Consider the following 16,109-nt stretch of genomic DNA (forward strand, 5'->3'; position numbering starts at 1 on the left):
CGCTGTATGCATACGCCACTTCGCGGCGCCAGGTCTCCGCCGAGCTGTCACTCGTCCGGGAGTCCCATAGGGATCCCAAACTCGGTTGGCGAGACCCCCAGATCCGCCTGAGCCCGACGCACAGCTCTCGGCGATGCCGGCCGCTCGGTTGAGGCTGTTTGGTAAACGCTGCCGGCACGATCAGCAACCCAAGCAACATCCTCTTGTTGCGTTGCAGGCGTCGTCCAGGGGCCTCGGCTTCTGTCGGATAGCAGCGCACCGTGTGGACTCCAGGGTACTTTGCCCCCGTCCCAACGCGGTTGGCAGCAGCGCCGCACTCGCGGTCGGCTCACCGAAGGTTGCAAAGTATCAGTAGGTTGGCAGGTGCCGCGCGGCGTCGAAGCGGACCTTGCACTGGAGCGGGTGCGGTTCGAGAGTGAACGAAGGCACTACTTGCTCTACCGAAACCGCCTGCACGAGCGACGCCGGTCGACGGCTTGCCCGGCACGTAACAGTTCGCGGCACTTGGTGGTATCGCGAGCAACTTTCACGGCTTCGTGTCGGTGGTCCTGAGTATGGTCCCGCCATGAGCTATGCAGCCAACGTTCTTCGGGTGATGATCGCGTCCCCTTCAGACGTGCAAGACGCCCGAGATGCCGTCGAGAAAGCAATCCACAGTTGGAACCACGCCAACGCACAAAACAAGGGGGTGATCCTGCAACCATGGCGTTGGGAAACTTCCGCTGTCCCCAAGCTCGGCGACCACCCGCAACGACTCATTAACGCACAGGGCGTCGACGAGTCCGACGTGGTCTTCGCCATGTTCGCGGGTCGACTCGGCTCCGCCACCCCAGACGCGATCTCGGGAACGGCCGAGGAGATCGATCGCGCGCTCGAACTGGGGAAGCCCGTTCATCTGTACTTCTCCACGGCCGACCTCCCGTCCGATATTGACACCGAGCAGCTCGCCGCAGTGCGCGCCTTCCGAGCCGACATGGAGAAAAAAGGGCTCCTCGGTGAGTACAAAAACGTCACGCAACTCGAGTACGAGGTGTGGAAAGCCATTGAGCACGACTTGGCCGAACTCTCCCTCGAGGGAGCACCCCCGCAGCTTCACAAGGGGGTGAACTTCCAGGTCCAGCCGCAGCAAGAACGCGAGATGAACGTCGACAACAAGGGGAAGACGAAGTACACGACCCGTCACTGGGTCGAGGTCACCAATACCGGTGGCGTTGACGCCCATGGGGTGACTTTCGAATCTGCCGGTAATCCCACCTCGATGCACGTCGTAGCTCCAGACGGCCCCACCGTCATCCACGCTGGCCAGACACGGCGAGTGAACACTTTCTACACCATGGGTGGTGGTGAAAGCATCCTCCGCATCAAATGGCAGCAAGGCGGCGAAGAACTGACGAAGGAGTTCTACGTCGACTAGCTCCCCGGAAGTGATTTGAGCCGCGTGCACGAGGGCCGACGACGCCGTCGGCGGCCCTCGTCGTGTGCGCATTCAACTACGCCACCTGCACCATGGGGCGGGCAGTCGTTGCGTCGGCCCCGGCTCGGGCACTCTGAGTGAACTCGTCGGTGCCGATCAGCACTCGAGCACGCAGGTAGAACGGCAGAGCAGCGGCCAACCGGCCTTCGCTCGCTGCCGTGACCCAACCATCGCCACCAGTTGCTGTCCGTCGTATATTCCAACGAAACGTACGATGGCGCATTACCCGGGGCACCGAAACTCAGGTTGCACCGCTCAAGGAGGTCCTGCATCCGCGGGGTACCAGCGGCACTCAGATCTGCAATAACGTGGGCGGTATTCGCGGTGACTCCTGCAGGCCGAGCGACCATTGTTGTAAGGCCGGTGTGACCGCGCTCGGACCAGCGCGCAGGTTCGTATCCTCGCGATCGTTCGACCGGCACGTCCTCGTGATCAACGCAAGATCTCCCCATGCTTCGGGGGTGTCCTCGGCGAGATCGGCGGTCGAACTGACGTGAGGCTGAAACGCGCCAGCGCGGCGATGATGCAGGGGCAAAGGATCCGTGGTCGGTTTGGAGCGCCTCGAGGACGAGTGCCCCAATCGTTAGGGCGCTGCGCTCCGGTGTGTCGCGGGGGGTCATGCTGCAGCGTACGACTGGTCGCGACGGCTGCAGCACAGCGGAAACATCGGTCCGCTGCGCGCGTCGGTGATAGTCGAGCTGGTCGGAGAGGTGACCGCGTTCAGAGGGCCGCTGGCGAGGTGAACCTCGGCGCGGCGGATGGGTCGGCGCCATGGATGAGTTTCGTCGGAACATGTGACAAAGCGGCGCTGCAGACCAGCCCTGCCGGTCCAGCCGTTGATGAGCTCGAAGGACCTTCACGCGACACAGCCCAGCATGTCCACCGCCGTCTAACGAGGAGCGAACGCGAAACGATCACGGGTCCGCTAGTGGATCGGGTATCGGAACATCTACGAGTGACCGAGGCGGCGTTCGGTAGCCGACCGGCTACCGAACGCTGCGAGGACTGCAGAGCGCAGCTCAAGCGGGCATTGGTGCGCGGGCTGTCAGTTCACGATCGGTGCTTCGCGATATCCGGTCATGTTCAGCACCGACAGACCTCCCGTGGTCGGATGCTGACCGTAGAATCGGAACCACACATTGAGTCAAGGAGAAATTATGGCCCGGACGGTGTTCTACAGCTTTCACTACAAGCAAGATGTGCATAGGGTGCAGCTGGTGGAGAAGATGGGTGCTCTCGAAGGGCAGCCGATCCTGAACTCGCAGGCTTGGGAGAGCATCCAGGCGCGAGGTGAGACCGCTATTCAAGAGTGGATCGACGGTCAGATGAAGTACAAGCGGGCCGTGGTTGTACTGATCGGCCGCTACACCTCCCAGCGACCCTGGGTGCGGTACGAGATCGAAAAGGCCTGGGCCGAGAAGCGCCCGCTGCTGGGTATCCGCATCCACGGCATCTCCTCAATGGGTGCCGTCGATTCGCCGGGAGCTAGTCCGTTCGACATCGCCGACGTACCGAGCGCCTCGATCCCCGTCGTCGACCCCACCCGGCGCGACTGGGTAGGGAACATCGACTCGAAGGCTACCTACAACTACCTCGCCGAGAACATCGAGGCTTGGTCCGGTCAAGGCACGACGGCCTGACTGGTATGCGTCAGTGCACATTCTGCATGATCGCGCTGGGTGAGGACCCGGATGCCATCATCGTCTACGAGGACGAAGAGACGGTCGCGTTCGTTCCCCTCCAACCAGCGACGCGAGGCCACACGCTGGTCATACCGAAGACGCATGCCTCCCGCTTGTGGGATTTGGGGGGCGAGGATGCGGCCACGGTGATGAGAACGGTCCTCGCGGTCGCGGACTCGCTCCAACGAGCGCTCCAACCGGAGGGGCTCAACGTGATTCAGTCCAATGGGGCGGCAGCTACGCAGACAATCGAGCACGTGCACGTGCATCTGGTGCCTCGGTGGAGGCGAGACCGGATGGTGCTGCGCTGGCCGAAGAAAGCCGCAGAATCACCGGAACAGCAGCGCATCACCGCCGCCGCCATCCGGGTCAAGCTGGAGGGTCGAAGCTCCGCGGCATCACTCCCGGTCAACTCTCCAGAGGACCGGCGTCAACATCTGGGCTTCATTCAGGGCGTTATTTCGAGGATGGCATCTGCGTCCGCATCGGCAAAAACGTGGCTACTCCCCATAGTGACCGCAGCTTACGGATTTGCCTTCGTAGAGCACAGCTGGCCGATCGCGGCGCTAGGGATCGCCGCCGTCGCGGTGTTTGCTTTGCTCGACGCAAATTACCTCAAACAGGAACGTTCCTTCCGCGCCCTGTACGACCATGTCGCCGGCGGCGGGCCGATACCACCGTTCTCGATGAATCCGACTGTCGCCGGACCTACCGACAACTCGAGAGTCAACTACTGGCCCGACCTACAGGACTGGAAGTCCTGGGCGATTGCCCCGTTCTACTCGCCTTTCCTTCTGGCCGGTGGAGCTCTCGTGACCTATATCGTGGGCAGTTCCTAGTCGTTCGTAAATTACCCCCATACGAGAATCGCCAGGACTGCATTTGCTCACGTCGGAAGTCTGCGATTGAACGGATTGAATAACGTGTCACCCGAGCCGAACTCAGTTGACGAGGCCTTCAGGCAGGTCTGGCGCATTGGGCGACCAACGGGACGAACGGACCGATTCTCGAGAAACGTCGGCTTGTTCGTACCGAGCGACGAAAACGTTGGGGTGGCCATGTTCACCGACTCAGCGAGAACCGCGCTCGCTGAAACCTTCTCCCCGTTCTCGGTTTTAGAGTCGATGGCGCCTGGAGCGCGAGCACCAATACCGCTTGGAGTCATAGACGGAAGGGTGCTCTTCGAGTACCGACTGCCTGCGCTCAAGCTCGTCACTCTGACGCCAGAGATCGAAGCGCGCAGCGGCACGCGTCCCGGAGTCGCAAGTCGCAGAGATGTTAGCGAATCGGTATTGGTCGCCGACTGGGCGTACACCGAAGGGTTTGATGGCATTCTGTACCCATCTAAGTACCTGGTTGATGGCCAGTTGGGGGCGATTTTCGGACCTGCGGGAACGCCGATTACATTTGACTGGAGGCAGCAGACTCGGCTCGCACGCAGCGATCTCGAAGCCGCACTCAGCACCTCCGAGGTACGCAGCGACACCCCTGGTGCGCCAAGAGTATTTGTGTCGTACTCGTGGGACTCACCGGAACACCAGTTGTGGGTTCGAGAGGTGTTTGTGGCTGGGCTTCGACGCCGCGGAGTTGACGCAGTGATGGACGCGCACGAACTTCTCCCCGGGGCCAATGTCACCCGATTCATGCGATCTTCCATCCAAAGAGCTGATCACATTGCGGTCATCTGCACCCCCAACTACGCCCGACGCGCTGAGGCGGGGACGGGGGGCGTCGGCGAGGAGGCGGTGTTGATCAGGCAGCTCCTACCCAATCTGCGCCCCGCCCAACGCGTTGTTCCCGTGCTTCGCGGCGGCACGGCGAACGAGGCCGTGCCTCCCATGCTCGGACAAGCCATGTTCGTCGACGCTCGGTCAGACGACGACGTTGCACTCGTGCTGAACGAACTCGCTGCGGCGTTCTTCGGAATGCCGATGACGCCGGCGCCGCCGATGGCTGCACCTCCGACCTGGCTTCGTCCGTCCAAGCGCGGCGAGTCCGATGACGCTTGACGCGGAGCCGCACGTCTCTTCTGTCCCGGCGTGTTGGCACGCCGTGGCACGGATTGCTTCCGCGTGCCCGCAGATGCTGCCCGTACCATCGATGGGGTGCTTCGCCGCATGATTCGACAGGGGGCTGCGACCGCGGAATTGAAGCGCTGGTGAGCTGAGTCAAGAGCAAATCATCGGCTTTGACGACGGCGGCCGGCGCCGAAGTCGCGACCGTACAGGCTGCCGCGCTGATCGCGACCTTGCCTGTCGCTCTCCTTGCCCTCTCCATCGCGGCAAGCTCGCTTCAGGTCTGGACCGCAGCCGTGAGTCCGAACGGCCGATCCGCTACCGGATACCACCACTCGGGGTCCCGTCTAGTGTCACCCACAGACGGAGACAATGCAGCGCAGCCTCCTCGAACGACTCGTCGGGAAACCACTCCCACGTCTCGTCTGGGCATGGGCGGCACTGCTGCCGGTTCGGTTGACTCGTGGCAGGTAGGGGCGTCGGCTACTGCTGAAACGATATACACCTCGGGGAAGGATCCGGAAGAACTCCGCCGTGATTTGATCGCGGTCGCCCGGAAGGGTCAGTCGTCGATGCGGCGGGTCGCGAAGGAATCCGGTGTTTCCGAGTCCCGCATCGCCCGTCTACTGTGGCTCGCGAACCGCGACGACGGCATCAGTCTCGCAGCCCAACCCTCGGTGAGATTGGTCGACCAGGTTCAGCTGCGGGGCGCGCAGAGACGGATTTGGCTCCTGTGCCCAACCTCGGCTCTGGTGGCTGCGCGCTCAAAAGCGTGGCGGGAGCCAGGAGGCTGGTTCGCCGAACCACGAGTTGGACGAGCTGTCCACCTCAGCAACTTCGTCAGTGGCCTACTACCGTTTCGCAAATAGGTTATGGTCGGCTACTTGTGCGAACTCGTGAGCCCGTCGCGCGGGGCTCTGTTACGCTATTCCAGCGGTAGGTCATACCCGAGAATCTGCTCGAGTGCATAGGGATGATTTCTCGCGTAGGACGGCGCACCACCCGGCCCAACAAACTGCACTGTCAGGCTTAGGTTCGATAGTTCACCTGGGCTGTTCAGTCCGTGCGCTAGGACAGCGAGACCGCGCCGAATGCCATCGAGATCCTCCGCCTCGATGTAGACCGTGGAAGTCTCTGCTTACTCCCACCCGGACTGCAGTAGAGCGGTGATCAATTTGGCGTAAGCATTGCGGTCCTCCCCCGTATAGTCAAGGGCGATCGTTGCAAGATAAGGCACTCGAAGAATCTACCCGAGCTAGCCCTCGGAGCGGAAGGGCCCCGCCGAGGCCGATCGGCAACGGGATATTCGCGAGAGCGCACCTCAGATCCGAACCGCGACGATCATCTCTGCAGCACTCGCACATCTGTCGGCGCGTGCGCTTCCGCCTGCGCACGTTCCATACCGGGACAGCGGCCGGTGCCAGCTTTTCATGCACCGAAAGAGGCTTGAGCGGCCAAACCGGACCAACAGCTGGTTTGTCACAGCGCCACCGTTCTCCGGTCCCGCTGACGGATCGTCTGACGGGCGCCCTGGAAACGCGCCTCAGTTGTACTGATCGACCAGGACGAGCTTCGCGCCGTCGCTGCCCTCTGCAAAGCCGTCTGGCGTCAGCCTCCTCCGTTCAAGGAGGAGCTGCCCCTCTCTTCGGGCGTTGCGGAATCGTGTGCAAACGGCGGAAGCAGCAGGGCGATCGGGCGACCCAGCAGCGTCAGTGTGAAGGAGGCGCCTTGGGACACGCGCTCGCACCAGACGTCGGGTGCAGCGACGAATACGTCCCACGGCAATGCCGGCCGGTCGTCCTTCGCGTCCATCCGGATTACCTCCTGCAAGGCCACGTCAGCCGGACGTCCGTTTCAGGTGGAACGGGCCGAGCAAGGCGGAGGCGGATTTGTGTGCGCAGCTCAACGCGGGTGCACGAGGCTCGTCGCGTCGATCCTGGAGCTGCCAGCATGGGATCGCTCGCCTACGAGCGATCGCGCTCGGTGAGGATGTCGAGGACGTCCTGTACGTCGCCGCCGTCCTTCAACCATCGCAGTGGCGTGATTCGGTCGCCATGGACACGTAGGCTGCCCTGCGGCGTGTGCATGAAGCCGAGCACGCTGGCAGGGTGCATCGATCGCGGGATCGCCGCCACCAGATCGGCCAACCCGGGCACTGTCCGCTGATCCGCACGGTCCCCTTTGACGAACTGCCATGTCGGGAACTGCAGCGAGGAACCCGAACTGAAGCCGTAGAGCTGCCCCTTGACCGCGAGTTGCACCACATCTGCACCGTCAATCTTCAGCAGCTCAGCAACTGCTCGAGGGCCGAAGGAAGCGACGATTGGCTCGAGCGCGGTTCGGTACTCGGAAATCTCGAGCTCGCCGCGAGCAACCCCCGCCTCGTTCTCAGCAAGCTCCTCGGCCGTCATCGATCCAGACTCAACCAAGAACCTCGCCTATTCCGCGGTCATGGCTCCTCCAACGGCCCCGCGGCCCCCGAGCAGCCGGGCGCCTCGCCGTAAACCGCCATCAGGGTTTCGTAGTCGCTCCGAACTACTTGGAGCAACGCTCGGACCGTCCGCTCTGGCGCGCCTTTCGCGCCGCACATGTCTGGCTGCGAGGTCGTCGCCGACACGAGAGCAAGGACGGCGAAGTTCACGCGGTGTACGCGACGCTCAGCGTCCTCACCAGTCGCGCGCAATGCGGCGGCTATGCCGTCCTCGGTCTCGCCACGAGACAACAGCTCAAGTATCGGAAGATCCTCATCGCCCAGGTCGGCAACTAGGGCTTGGAGCATGGATCGCGAATCGTCTGCCATGGCTTTCCTCTGTTCGACACCTAGGACATGAGCTGGGTTTCGAGGATCTCGATGAGCGTCTGCACGTCGCCGCCGCGCAGCAACCAGTCGACGGGGGACGCGGGCTCACCCTCGAGGCTCAGCCGGGCGCGGGGCGTGGTCATGAACCTGAGGATGCTCGCCGGGTGCATACCACCGTCGAATGCGGGTACTAGGCGGGACAGGTGCGGCAGGATCGGCTGCCCTTGATCGTCGATGAACTGCCAGGTGGGGTACCGGAGTTCGTCGTCGGCGACGAATGCGAACAACTCCCCCACGCTCAACATCCAGACGCGCTTGGCGCTCCCGATGCCGAGCCAGTCCTCAACTTCGAGGCTCGACATCGTCGCCACGAGTCCCGCTTGCCTGGAGCGACGCTGCAGCGCGTCGAGGTCTCCGCGGCGGACCGCAGCTTTCGCTCGCTCCAACGATGCGCGGGTGATCGTCCGCCCGTCGATCAGGGCGTCTTCTTCGTCACGCGAGAGTTGCCGTTGAGCGCCGGCTTGCCGTGATTGGTGGGCAGGATCGAAGTTGCGACCGTGCGCGTGAACGCCGGCGAGGATGCCGAACATGCGCACCTCCTCGCTAAGCCCCTGATCCACACCCGTCGCACACAAACGTTCCTGCGACGAGTTGGAACTCGAACCGGTTGCCGTCCGAAGTCTGAGTGCCGCCACCTCAGCGACCTCCCGAGTAGTCGTCCTACCGACAAGAGCGCACAGCGCGACACATGCTCGGGCTCGAGCAACCTGGAGCCGAGTGACCATGCGGCCTCCTTCAGACTGCAGCCCTCCAAGAGGAACAAGTATCGGGAGGACCTGTCAGCGGCATCGGCCGTTCGCATATGCGCCTGCAGGTGGGCAGCCACTCTTTGGCAGCATCTACCGCTCCCGAGCGGTTGCAGCAGCAAACGGACGGAGCCCTGACGCGCCCCGACCCCGTTGTCAGACGTACTGGGTATTCTAAACCCCATGACCGAGGTTGGCGCAGCGAGCTTCCGGGTAGTCGCGCGCAACGGCGAGGCGGTCGACCTCGCGTGGGTGACGTCGGTCGTCATCCCCTCTGGCGTCACGGTGGAGTGCGTCGACCTCGGTTGGCGAACGGACATCGTGCTCACGAGCCGACACCAAGAAGTGACAGTCATCGGCGACCTCCGCACGAGCGAGCGTGTTCTCCTTGGACCCGAAGAGTCGCCTCTTGTCGACCTCGCTCTGCTCCTGATGGAGCAACGTCTGCGGGTGCCATGGACCGGGCGGCTTCACCTCGAAGGTGATCCTTCCCCGTTGCGGCTCCTCGCGCGCAGTACAGGAGCTCGCTGGCTTCCACCCCTCGAGCCGAAGTGACTCTCGGTCAGTCGTTCGCCCGCCCCCAGAGGTCGGCGCGAAGGGCGATTTCTAGGCGGGCGAGCGTGGCAAGGTCGGGCCAGGTCTTGCCCGCAAGGACGCGAAGAAGCGCACCGTGGTCGACGTTTGCTATCGATGCGACCGATCGGACGCTTCGGTCTCCGATCTCGCGTTGAAGGCGGACAACGAAGCGACGTACTGCTTCGGCGACCGGGTCGTCCGATGGCGCTTCGGGCCAAGGTTCTGGCGCAAGTTCCGCGGGAGTTGCTCGCGGAAGTCGACTCATGGGTTCAGGGTAGCCGGTGCGGGTGCCCCCTCGCTCTGTGCCTCCGCGCTGCCGATCTTCGATGCTCTGTAACGCTTCTATGATCCGCAAGAACGGTGCACTGCCCGAAGCGGAATGAGTCTGGTAGTAAGCGGCCCGTTCCTCCTTCGGACAGCGCGGACAGCCGTCCGTCTTCACCCGGTTCGGGACTGTTTCGTGTTGGCGGTGACCGTTCACGCACAGCCAGTACCGGCGAGCAGTTCCAGGCAAGCAAGCGATCGCGGGTCTATTTCGTTCCACTTCCCAGTCCGCCGCGATCACTGGGTAGCGGGTGAGTACATCGTTCACACCCGGAAGCACCCACTTACAGGTGCAATATCCGCAGTTCGGTTTAAGAATGCGCTCGGCTACGGTTCGACGGAAGGCATGACCGGCGTCGCAGCGCCACCACACGGATAATCTGCTGCTGCGTCCGACATCTGTGGGCAGCACGCCTCCATTGAGGAGTGGATCCCATTGCGAAGCAAGGTGCGGGTAGAGGTCGGCGAAGGTATTGGTACCTGCTCGGAGGCGACGACCGGAGCACACCGGGCAGCCGCGGCGGTCGGAGCTTCGCGCCACGATCGGCGCTTGCCATTCGTGGCCGCGCTCGCATCGCCACCAGACACGCTGATTGGAGAACTCCGGAACCTCGTTCGGCTGCACGCTGTTGCGCACAGCGTTCCACTCTGCAAGCAGGTCGGGTCGCCGTGACGCGAAGTCGTTTACGCCCGCCACGACTTGTTTGCCAGCGCAAATTCCGCACCGCCGCCCGTGTGAGACGTTGATCGCTGTCGCCTGGTAGCTGTGGCCTCTCGGACAGGTCCACCAGAATTGTTTGGCTACGCCAGGGCTCACGTTTTTCGGCAATTCGGGGTTTCTCTTGTGGTCCCAAATCGCGAGCATGTCGGGACGAGCGGGGTCGATGCCTGTCACTCCCGGATCGACGCGGGTGCCAGCGCAGTAGGGACAGCCTCGCGGATGCAGCCCGGTTTGGCTGCCGACGGTAGCCACGTACTCGTGCCCCTTGCCACAGAGCCACCAATGCTTCTCGGGGCTTCCTGCCAAGATCTGCGCCGGAAGGATGGCGTCGTTCAGGGAGGGGTGCCATCGAGCTGCAACGAGGGGATGCGTAACGTCGAGAGAGGTCAGCCCTGGGGCCACTCGATGTCGAGCGCAGAACCCGCAACCCTGAAACCGATTCCGGTGTGAGAGGTTGAGGGCATTTGCGGGGGTGCGGAACCGGTGGCCTGCCTGACAGATGAAGGACAGGGCGGAGTTCCGCCCGCTGCGCACCTCGCTTCTGAGCCAGGGTTCGTCGTGTGGTGACCACGTGGTCCAGACGAACTGCGTCCACCGGTTGGCGCAGCACGTACGCAGCTGCTGGTTGAAGCGGTCGAATGGCTGCACGGGGCCTTCGATACGAAGAATGGTGTTGGGCATCGGGCCGAGGTGAACGTCCCAGTCGTCGTCGTTGGGACTCCCCCAGGCCTGCTCTCGCCGGAAGAAGAACATGGGGCGAAGCAGGCACCACAGCCCGTCCACGAGGGAGGGAGCGCCGAACCCGACGACGTTCGTCACGACCTGAGTCATGACGCCGTAAGCCGCGGGAAAGGCTACGTTCGGTCGGGAGATCCGTTCGAGGGTCCCGTCCGCGACAAGGGCTCCCCAGATGCGGGCGGCGTCGCGGAAACAGCGGTCTGGAGTGGAAGTTTCGCTAATCTGCGATCGCGCCCGAAGTACGAGTGCCATCACTTCGTTCGTCGTGGAGACCGATATGCGGCCTCGCCGCCGCATGCGCCTCCATCGCCGATGGACCGCGACCACCGTGTCGGACACAGTCCATTGCACGCTCGGGGGCGTGTCCGGCCCCACCCACAGGTGGTGCCGTTCGCATACGTAGCCGTCTCCGTGTGGCTCCTGCTCGATGTCCTCGCCAGCCGCGCACAACCTGCAGAGGAACTGCCCGGACATGCCCACGAGGCACCTCCCGCAGGTCGAATGTGTCGCTGCCCCGCTGCGTGCGATTCGAGGCGAACGCACCGGCCGCGGTTGAGCAAGCTCGTGAAGTAGCAAGGCCGTCCCTTCGGCCGCGCCGGCCACTTCCCTCGCTTCTTCCAACATCGATCGCGCGGTGTAGTCGCTGATGTTGTTCGCGATCAGGAGTCGCTGCAACCAACTTCGGTCGCTTTCGTGGCGGAGCGGGCGAACGGGCACGAGAAGCGGTTGCAGCCCTAGTGGTGCTTTCGGACAGTCACCACTCATTTCGGGCGTTTCCTCGCTAGCTGCCCGGCGACGAGCGCTGTGGCAGGTTCTTCCTCCGCTTGCATTGGCAGCATCGCCTGCTCGAAGTCCTCTTGCGTCACCCGTTCGTCGTTCGACTCATGTGGCTCGCTGAGCTTGAGTCCGATGACTTGGACGAACATTGCGTGCAGCATCCCGATTGACCCCTGCGTTCGCTCGAGTAGATATTCGGGGTCCACCTCGATGGGGCCGAAGAGGCAACTTCGTTGAACGAAGCCGGCGACGACGTCGGTCCAATCGTCGAGGCGGTTCGCGCTGTAGGGAACCATTCGGGCGAGGGAGAACCGGCCAGCGATTTGCGCTCCGCGCTCCCCTGCGAGCAGGCCGCTTTGCTCGACCGCGACGCCGGCGAACACGAAGGTGCAGGGGACAAGGTCGGACAGGTCCTTCAGAACGTTGGTTGTCTCGGCGTTCTCGTTGGAGTCACGAGCGAGTCGGTGGATCTCGTCGACGATGAGCAGCTGGGTGTGCAGCGCCCGCAGCTGGGGAGCGACTTCTCGGCGGAGCGATTCGGCGCTGTCTCGAGCGCGCACGGGTATGTGGATGCTGGTGGCGAGTCTGGCGATCATGGACTTCGGTGTTGCGGGCGGTGGAACAGAGACGTAGACCGCGGGCACGTCGCCGTTTCTCGTTGCATCGGGAAGCTGCCGCTGGTAGCGCCGCACCGTCCAACTGGCGAGAGCACGCACCGCCGTCGTCTTGCCAAGACCTGCCGGTCCGGAGATCAGCAAACCCGCGCGTCCGGCCACCGCGTTCCGGTTGATCAGCATCGTTCGAAGCAGCCGGTTCCGTAGGTCGTGAATGGAATCGGTGGCGACGACTGTCTGGCTCATGTATTCGAACCGCTGCTGGTCGTAGTTGTTACGGGACTTTCCGTCGCTCTTGTCGTAGTCCTGCGCTGTCATCGACGGGACGATGACGGGACGAGCGAGATTGCGGCAGAGCTTGCTGGCGTCGTTCATCCAGCTGTCGTCGCGGGTATCAAAGAGGTCGAACATCAGTCGGAGTCCGGATCGAAAAGGAGGTGCTCCCCAGGTTGAAGTGCTCGAACCTTGCGCGCACGCTTCGCAGCCGGTGAAGGCGGCAGCTCTGGTTCGGCGAGTGGTGGGATGCCAGAGGCAGCACGTTCTTGGAGTGCGAATGCGCGGCGCTGTTCGTCATCACGTCGAACGCGTCGAGATTGGTTTGTTTCCGCGACGATGTTCTGCGTGAGGCGCCGTGCCTCACGGTCCGTGAAGAACCCTTGCTCCTTGGCGATGCGTTTCGACTCGCGACGTATCCGGACCGAAAACGCTTGTTCGGCTCGGGCGCCGTTGCGGAGGGCGCATTCGATCCACTCATGTGACTCGGGATCACGGAGCCAGACGAAACGCTCGTCGTAGGGGTCCCAGGACACCGCCCACTGATTGCGATGCCTACCGTCGAGTGAGGGCATCCGACGCAGGTCGGTAAGCTGCGGCGAGTCATACTTGCCGTAGCCGAGCTCAATGCCGTCGGTCTGAATAGTTCGATACTCGACCGGCAGAATGTCGATGAAGTCGTCGCGCGTGAGTGCCATCGGTATCGCGTCGCCAACCTGCTGGTAGGCCATGAATATTGAATTCGGGGTTTGCGGGGCTGCCGGGTCGAGGGGGTCCTTCAGGCCAGCATGGACGCGGTTTTGGTACACGACGGTGATCCACAGATCGAACAACTGAATCAGTTCATCGATCCGTAGGAGATCACTGTCGGGTTCCGGCTTGCCGCGGTTCTCGACGGAGTTCCCGATGTAACCCGGGATATACTGGCTGAAGCCGGTGCGGACGGTCGACCAGAATCGCTCGATGAGCGGCTTGTCGTCTGGGCTGTACGGAGCAGATTCGGTGCAGCTGACGCCGAACTTCTCGCATGCAGCGCGGAAGACGTCGCTGCGGTAGTCCTTGCCGTTGTCGAAGATGATGCGCTGCACCCGAATGTACGGGCGCATGCGGTAGCAGCGCTCGACTTCTTCGGCAGTGAGGTGCTCGAGCCAGGGCGCGTCGATCCGGTCGAGGGCGACGGCGGCCAGCTCGGGATGCGGGCGGTTCTGCTGTGGCACGAGCGACCGGGCGAGGAGCATGGCGTGATCGACACCTTTCGCGCTGATCATCGACGCTCCGACGGCAGGGACCGAACGGGTTGCCTTGCACATCATCGCGGTAAGGCGCAGGCGTGTTCGGTGCCCCATATAGTCCAGCGTCTCGAAGTCGCCGGGGGACGAGTCGATCTGTACCTCCGCTCCGGGTGAGTAGGCCGGTCGCGGCTGGAAGGCTCGCTTCGGCACGTTCGCCTGGTTTCGGCGGGCTCGCGCCGACCCGAACGTGAAGGTGCCGTTCGTGAGGACCGCGACCTGACGAGCGACGGTGCTTTCCGATTTGAACTCTTCAGACATGCCCCTGCGCACACACTCCGCGTGCAGTTGGTCGTAGAACGCGCCGAACGTACGAGTGGGCTCGTTCGTCTGCTCTTTGATAACGTGTTGAAGGGCTTCGACGTACTCGGGGCTTCCGTGAATGCCGCCGCTGTCACGCAGGTGCCGGAAGTCGATCAGAGCCGACGCGCCGCCGCGGCGGTACCGCGTGATCCAGTTCTCGATCGTCGACACACTCACGTTCAACTCTCGCGCCTTGCGCAGCTTGCGATCGCTGAGGTTGGTCGTGGCGGGGTCGTATCGCGGATGAGGGTCGCGTCCAGGAAGCGGAACCCCATCAAGAACTTCCAAGACGTGCGCCGCCTTCAGGAGGGCCTCGTCGCGGATGAGCTTCGGCTCGGTGTCGATGAGTCGAGGCGAGACTTCGAGCACTGCGGGCGGCTCGGTCATGACCGTCGGCAGCGACGCGACGTCGATGACCGCGTACTCATGATTCGTCTCATCGAACAGCTTGATCGCGCTCCCCGAGTAGCCGACGATCCGTCGCTCACCGTTCGCGGTCTGAATGACGTCGCCGACATGCACGCTGGTCATCGGACTGGCCGGACAGTCGAATGCTCCGCTAGAGGACGATCAAAATCGAACGCCAGTTCTCGGCACCAAATCATGTTGTAGACGTGCAGCACCGTTCGCGATTCCCGAATGGGGAACCGATCGAGGAGTTCTCCGAACGTCGGACCCACCTCCGCCAGGTGCCGGAGCGTTACAGCCTGCTCTTCGGATGGCCGATAGTCGGGGTGCCGGTAAGCCGATAACCACTCCAGGTTCGCCCGCTGTACGTCGCCGAGTCCGGTGAAGAGCTCGAAGCTCCAGCCGACACGTCGACACAGCTCAAACGCTGCCTCGAACTGCGACGGGTCCTCCTCGACCTTGTCCGCTCGGTGCACGTCGAACATCGTCTGGTCCGCTCGGTCGCCGAGGACGAGGTAGTCCGGGTAGTGCGAGTGTCCGTTCCCGAAGCTGATGAGCATCGGTTGAGCGCTGATCGCGCGGACTGTCCTGCTCTGATCTAGAAACATCAGCCCGAGGTACTCGGTCATCGTCTCGTACCAGACGTGACGCTCGAGCTGGGCGAACCAGTAGTACCCCTGGTGCGTGGGCTCGTTCTGACGCTTCCAGGTCTTCTCGCGACTCTTCCGGGCAAGGTAGATGCGTTCTGTGAGCAGTGACGGCGTTGCTCGCCGCCGCTGGATCCGGCCGAACTCGTCGACCCAGGTAACTACCGTCGACGTGCGACGGGAGGACAGGGCAAGTTCGCCCTTGGGGAGAGGCATGACGCCTCCGATCAGAGAGACCGGTTCAGAATGGGGGCGCGAACGTCGTGGCCTGCGAGGCCTTGCCGAGCGATCGCGATCATCGCTGATCAGCGGCGTCGGCGCAACGGCGCGAAAATCGCGTTCTCGCCTGAAAAACGAGCAAGTTAGCGCTCACTTGCCAAAGAGAAACCGCGTCATTCGGACAACAGTATCGCGCGGGTCGAGGGCGGTACCTAGGTGCGGCCGGACACATGGCCGCTGCTCGATCTTCGACGAAGGGCTGCTTGGGCGGCACGCCCGCGAGGGCCAGGAGGCCGCCAGTGACCCTAAATCTCACCGGCGACGACGCCCTAGTCGTGAGATACCGGCCCAGAGAGACGATGCTCGCGGACGCAGTCGGCGACCAAAGATCTCCAGCAAACCGATAACATATCTTATGTCAGTTTGGCGGCTGCAGGTTCGAT

12 protein-coding genes are annotated in these 16,109 nt (G+C 63.1%); 5 read left to right on the forward strand and 7 right to left on the reverse strand.

The window, feature by feature from the left end:
* Positions 1–565: 565 nt before the first annotated feature.
* The 4 genes from DEJ35_RS05395 to DEJ35_RS05410 all read left to right on the forward strand — a co-directional run bounded on the left by DEJ35_RS05395 (position 566) and on the right by DEJ35_RS05410 (position 5,165).
* Positions 566–1,414 carry a DUF4062 domain-containing protein gene (locus DEJ35_RS05395; protein WP_111192206.1) on the forward strand — a complete coding sequence of 283 codons (849 nt, stop codon included), beginning with the start codon at positions 566–568 and terminating at the stop codon, positions 1,412–1,414.
* 1,217 nt (positions 1,415–2,631) lie between these two features.
* Positions 2,632–3,114 (forward strand): TIR domain-containing protein, encoded by a 483-nt coding sequence (locus tag DEJ35_RS05400; protein ID WP_181435516.1) that lies wholly within the window; start codon positions 2,632–2,634, stop codon positions 3,112–3,114.
* A 5-nt stretch (positions 3,115–3,119) separates the two neighbouring features.
* Positions 3,120–3,995, forward strand: a complete 876-nt coding sequence (locus tag DEJ35_RS05405) for an HIT family protein (RefSeq protein WP_181435525.1) — start codon at positions 3,120–3,122, stop codon at positions 3,993–3,995.
* Between the two features lie 213 nt (positions 3,996–4,208).
* Positions 4,209–5,165, forward strand: coding sequence for a toll/interleukin-1 receptor domain-containing protein (locus DEJ35_RS05410; protein ID WP_111192207.1), 957 nt, complete (start codon positions 4,209–4,211; stop codon positions 5,163–5,165).
* Positions 5,166–7,135: 1,970 nt separating this feature from the next.
* Here the strand turns inward: DEJ35_RS05410 and DEJ35_RS05420 are convergent.
* From DEJ35_RS05420 to DEJ35_RS05430, 3 genes are read right to left on the reverse strand one after another with little or no spacing between them, the layout of a single operon-like run.
* A complete protein-coding gene (locus tag DEJ35_RS05420) occupies positions 7,136–7,582 on the reverse strand; it encodes a hypothetical protein (RefSeq protein ID WP_111192209.1) in 447 nt (148 codons plus the stop codon).
* Positions 7,583–7,620: 38 nt separating this feature from the next.
* On the reverse strand, positions 7,621–7,971 hold the full coding sequence (locus tag DEJ35_RS05425; RefSeq protein ID WP_146244749.1) for a hypothetical protein: 351 nt from the start codon (positions 7,969–7,971) through the stop codon (positions 7,621–7,623).
* Positions 7,972–7,991: 20 nt separating this feature from the next.
* Positions 7,992–8,561, reverse strand: a complete 570-nt coding sequence (locus DEJ35_RS05430; protein WP_146244750.1) for a hypothetical protein — start codon at positions 8,559–8,561, stop codon at positions 7,992–7,994.
* 399 nt (positions 8,562–8,960) lie between these two features.
* On the opposite strand from DEJ35_RS05430, the gene DEJ35_RS05435 reads away from it, so the two are divergent.
* Positions 8,961–9,332 carry a hypothetical protein gene (locus DEJ35_RS05435; protein WP_111192212.1) on the forward strand — a complete coding sequence of 124 codons (372 nt, stop codon included), beginning with the start codon at positions 8,961–8,963 and terminating at the stop codon, positions 9,330–9,332.
* Positions 9,333–9,339: 7 nt separating this feature from the next.
* On the opposite strand, the gene DEJ35_RS05440 is transcribed toward DEJ35_RS05435, so the two are convergent.
* From DEJ35_RS05440 to DEJ35_RS05455, 4 genes are all read right to left on the reverse strand, one after another.
* The gene (locus tag DEJ35_RS05440) at positions 9,340–11,217 is read right to left on the reverse strand and encodes a zinc-ribbon domain-containing protein (RefSeq protein ID WP_181435517.1); all 1,878 of its coding nucleotides are present in this window, start codon (positions 11,215–11,217) and stop codon (positions 9,340–9,342) included.
* A gap of 680 nt (positions 11,218–11,897) precedes the next feature.
* Positions 11,898–12,938, reverse strand: coding sequence for a TniB family NTP-binding protein (locus DEJ35_RS05445; RefSeq protein ID WP_111192214.1), 1,041 nt, complete (start codon positions 12,936–12,938; stop codon positions 11,898–11,900).
* Positions 12,938–14,923, reverse strand: coding sequence for a DDE-type integrase/transposase/recombinase (locus DEJ35_RS05450; protein ID WP_111192215.1), 1,986 nt, complete (start codon positions 14,921–14,923; stop codon positions 12,938–12,940). Before DEJ35_RS05450 ends, DEJ35_RS05445 begins: the two co-directional genes overlap by 1 nt.
* Complete coding sequence (locus DEJ35_RS05455) at positions 14,920–15,663, reverse strand: TnsA-like heteromeric transposase endonuclease subunit (RefSeq protein WP_111192216.1); 744 nt, start codon at positions 15,661–15,663, stop codon at positions 14,920–14,922. The genes DEJ35_RS05450 and DEJ35_RS05455 overlap by 4 nt, the downstream gene beginning before the upstream one ends.
* Positions 15,664–16,109: the final 446 nt, after the last annotated feature.

The organism is Curtobacterium sp. MCPF17_051 (assembly GCF_003234595.1).
In the GTDB taxonomy this organism is placed as follows: domain Bacteria; phylum Actinomycetota; class Actinomycetes; order Actinomycetales; family Microbacteriaceae; genus Curtobacterium; species Curtobacterium flaccumfaciens.

Coding starts and splice junctions, on each gene's coding strand:
- DEJ35_RS05420 (WP_111192209.1), bottom strand. CDS start 7,582: ATGACGGCCGAGGAGCTTGCTGAGAACGAGGCGGGGGTTGCTCGCGGC.
- DEJ35_RS05425 (WP_146244749.1), bottom strand. CDS start 7,971: ATGGCAGACGATTCGCGATCCATGCTCCAAGCCCTAGTTGCCGACCTG.
- DEJ35_RS05405 (WP_181435525.1), top strand. CDS start 3,120: ATGCGTCAGTGCACATTCTGCATGATCGCGCTGGGTGAGGACCCGGAT.
- DEJ35_RS05430 (WP_146244750.1), bottom strand. CDS start 8,561: ATGTTCGGCATCCTCGCCGGCGTTCACGCGCACGGTCGCAACTTCGAT.
- DEJ35_RS05395 (WP_111192206.1), top strand. CDS start 566: ATGAGCTATGCAGCCAACGTTCTTCGGGTGATGATCGCGTCCCCTTCA.
- DEJ35_RS05445 (WP_111192214.1), bottom strand. CDS start 12,938: ATGTTCGACCTCTTTGATACCCGCGACGACAGCTGGATGAACGACGCC.
- DEJ35_RS05450 (WP_111192215.1), bottom strand. CDS start 14,923: ATGACCAGCGTGCATGTCGGCGACGTCATTCAGACCGCGAACGGTGAG.
- DEJ35_RS05400 (WP_181435516.1), top strand. CDS start 2,632: ATGGCCCGGACGGTGTTCTACAGCTTTCACTACAAGCAAGATGTGCAT.
- DEJ35_RS05455 (WP_111192216.1), bottom strand. CDS start 15,663: ATGCCTCTCCCCAAGGGCGAACTTGCCCTGTCCTCCCGTCGCACGTCG.
- DEJ35_RS05435 (WP_111192212.1), top strand. CDS start 8,961: ATGACCGAGGTTGGCGCAGCGAGCTTCCGGGTAGTCGCGCGCAACGGC.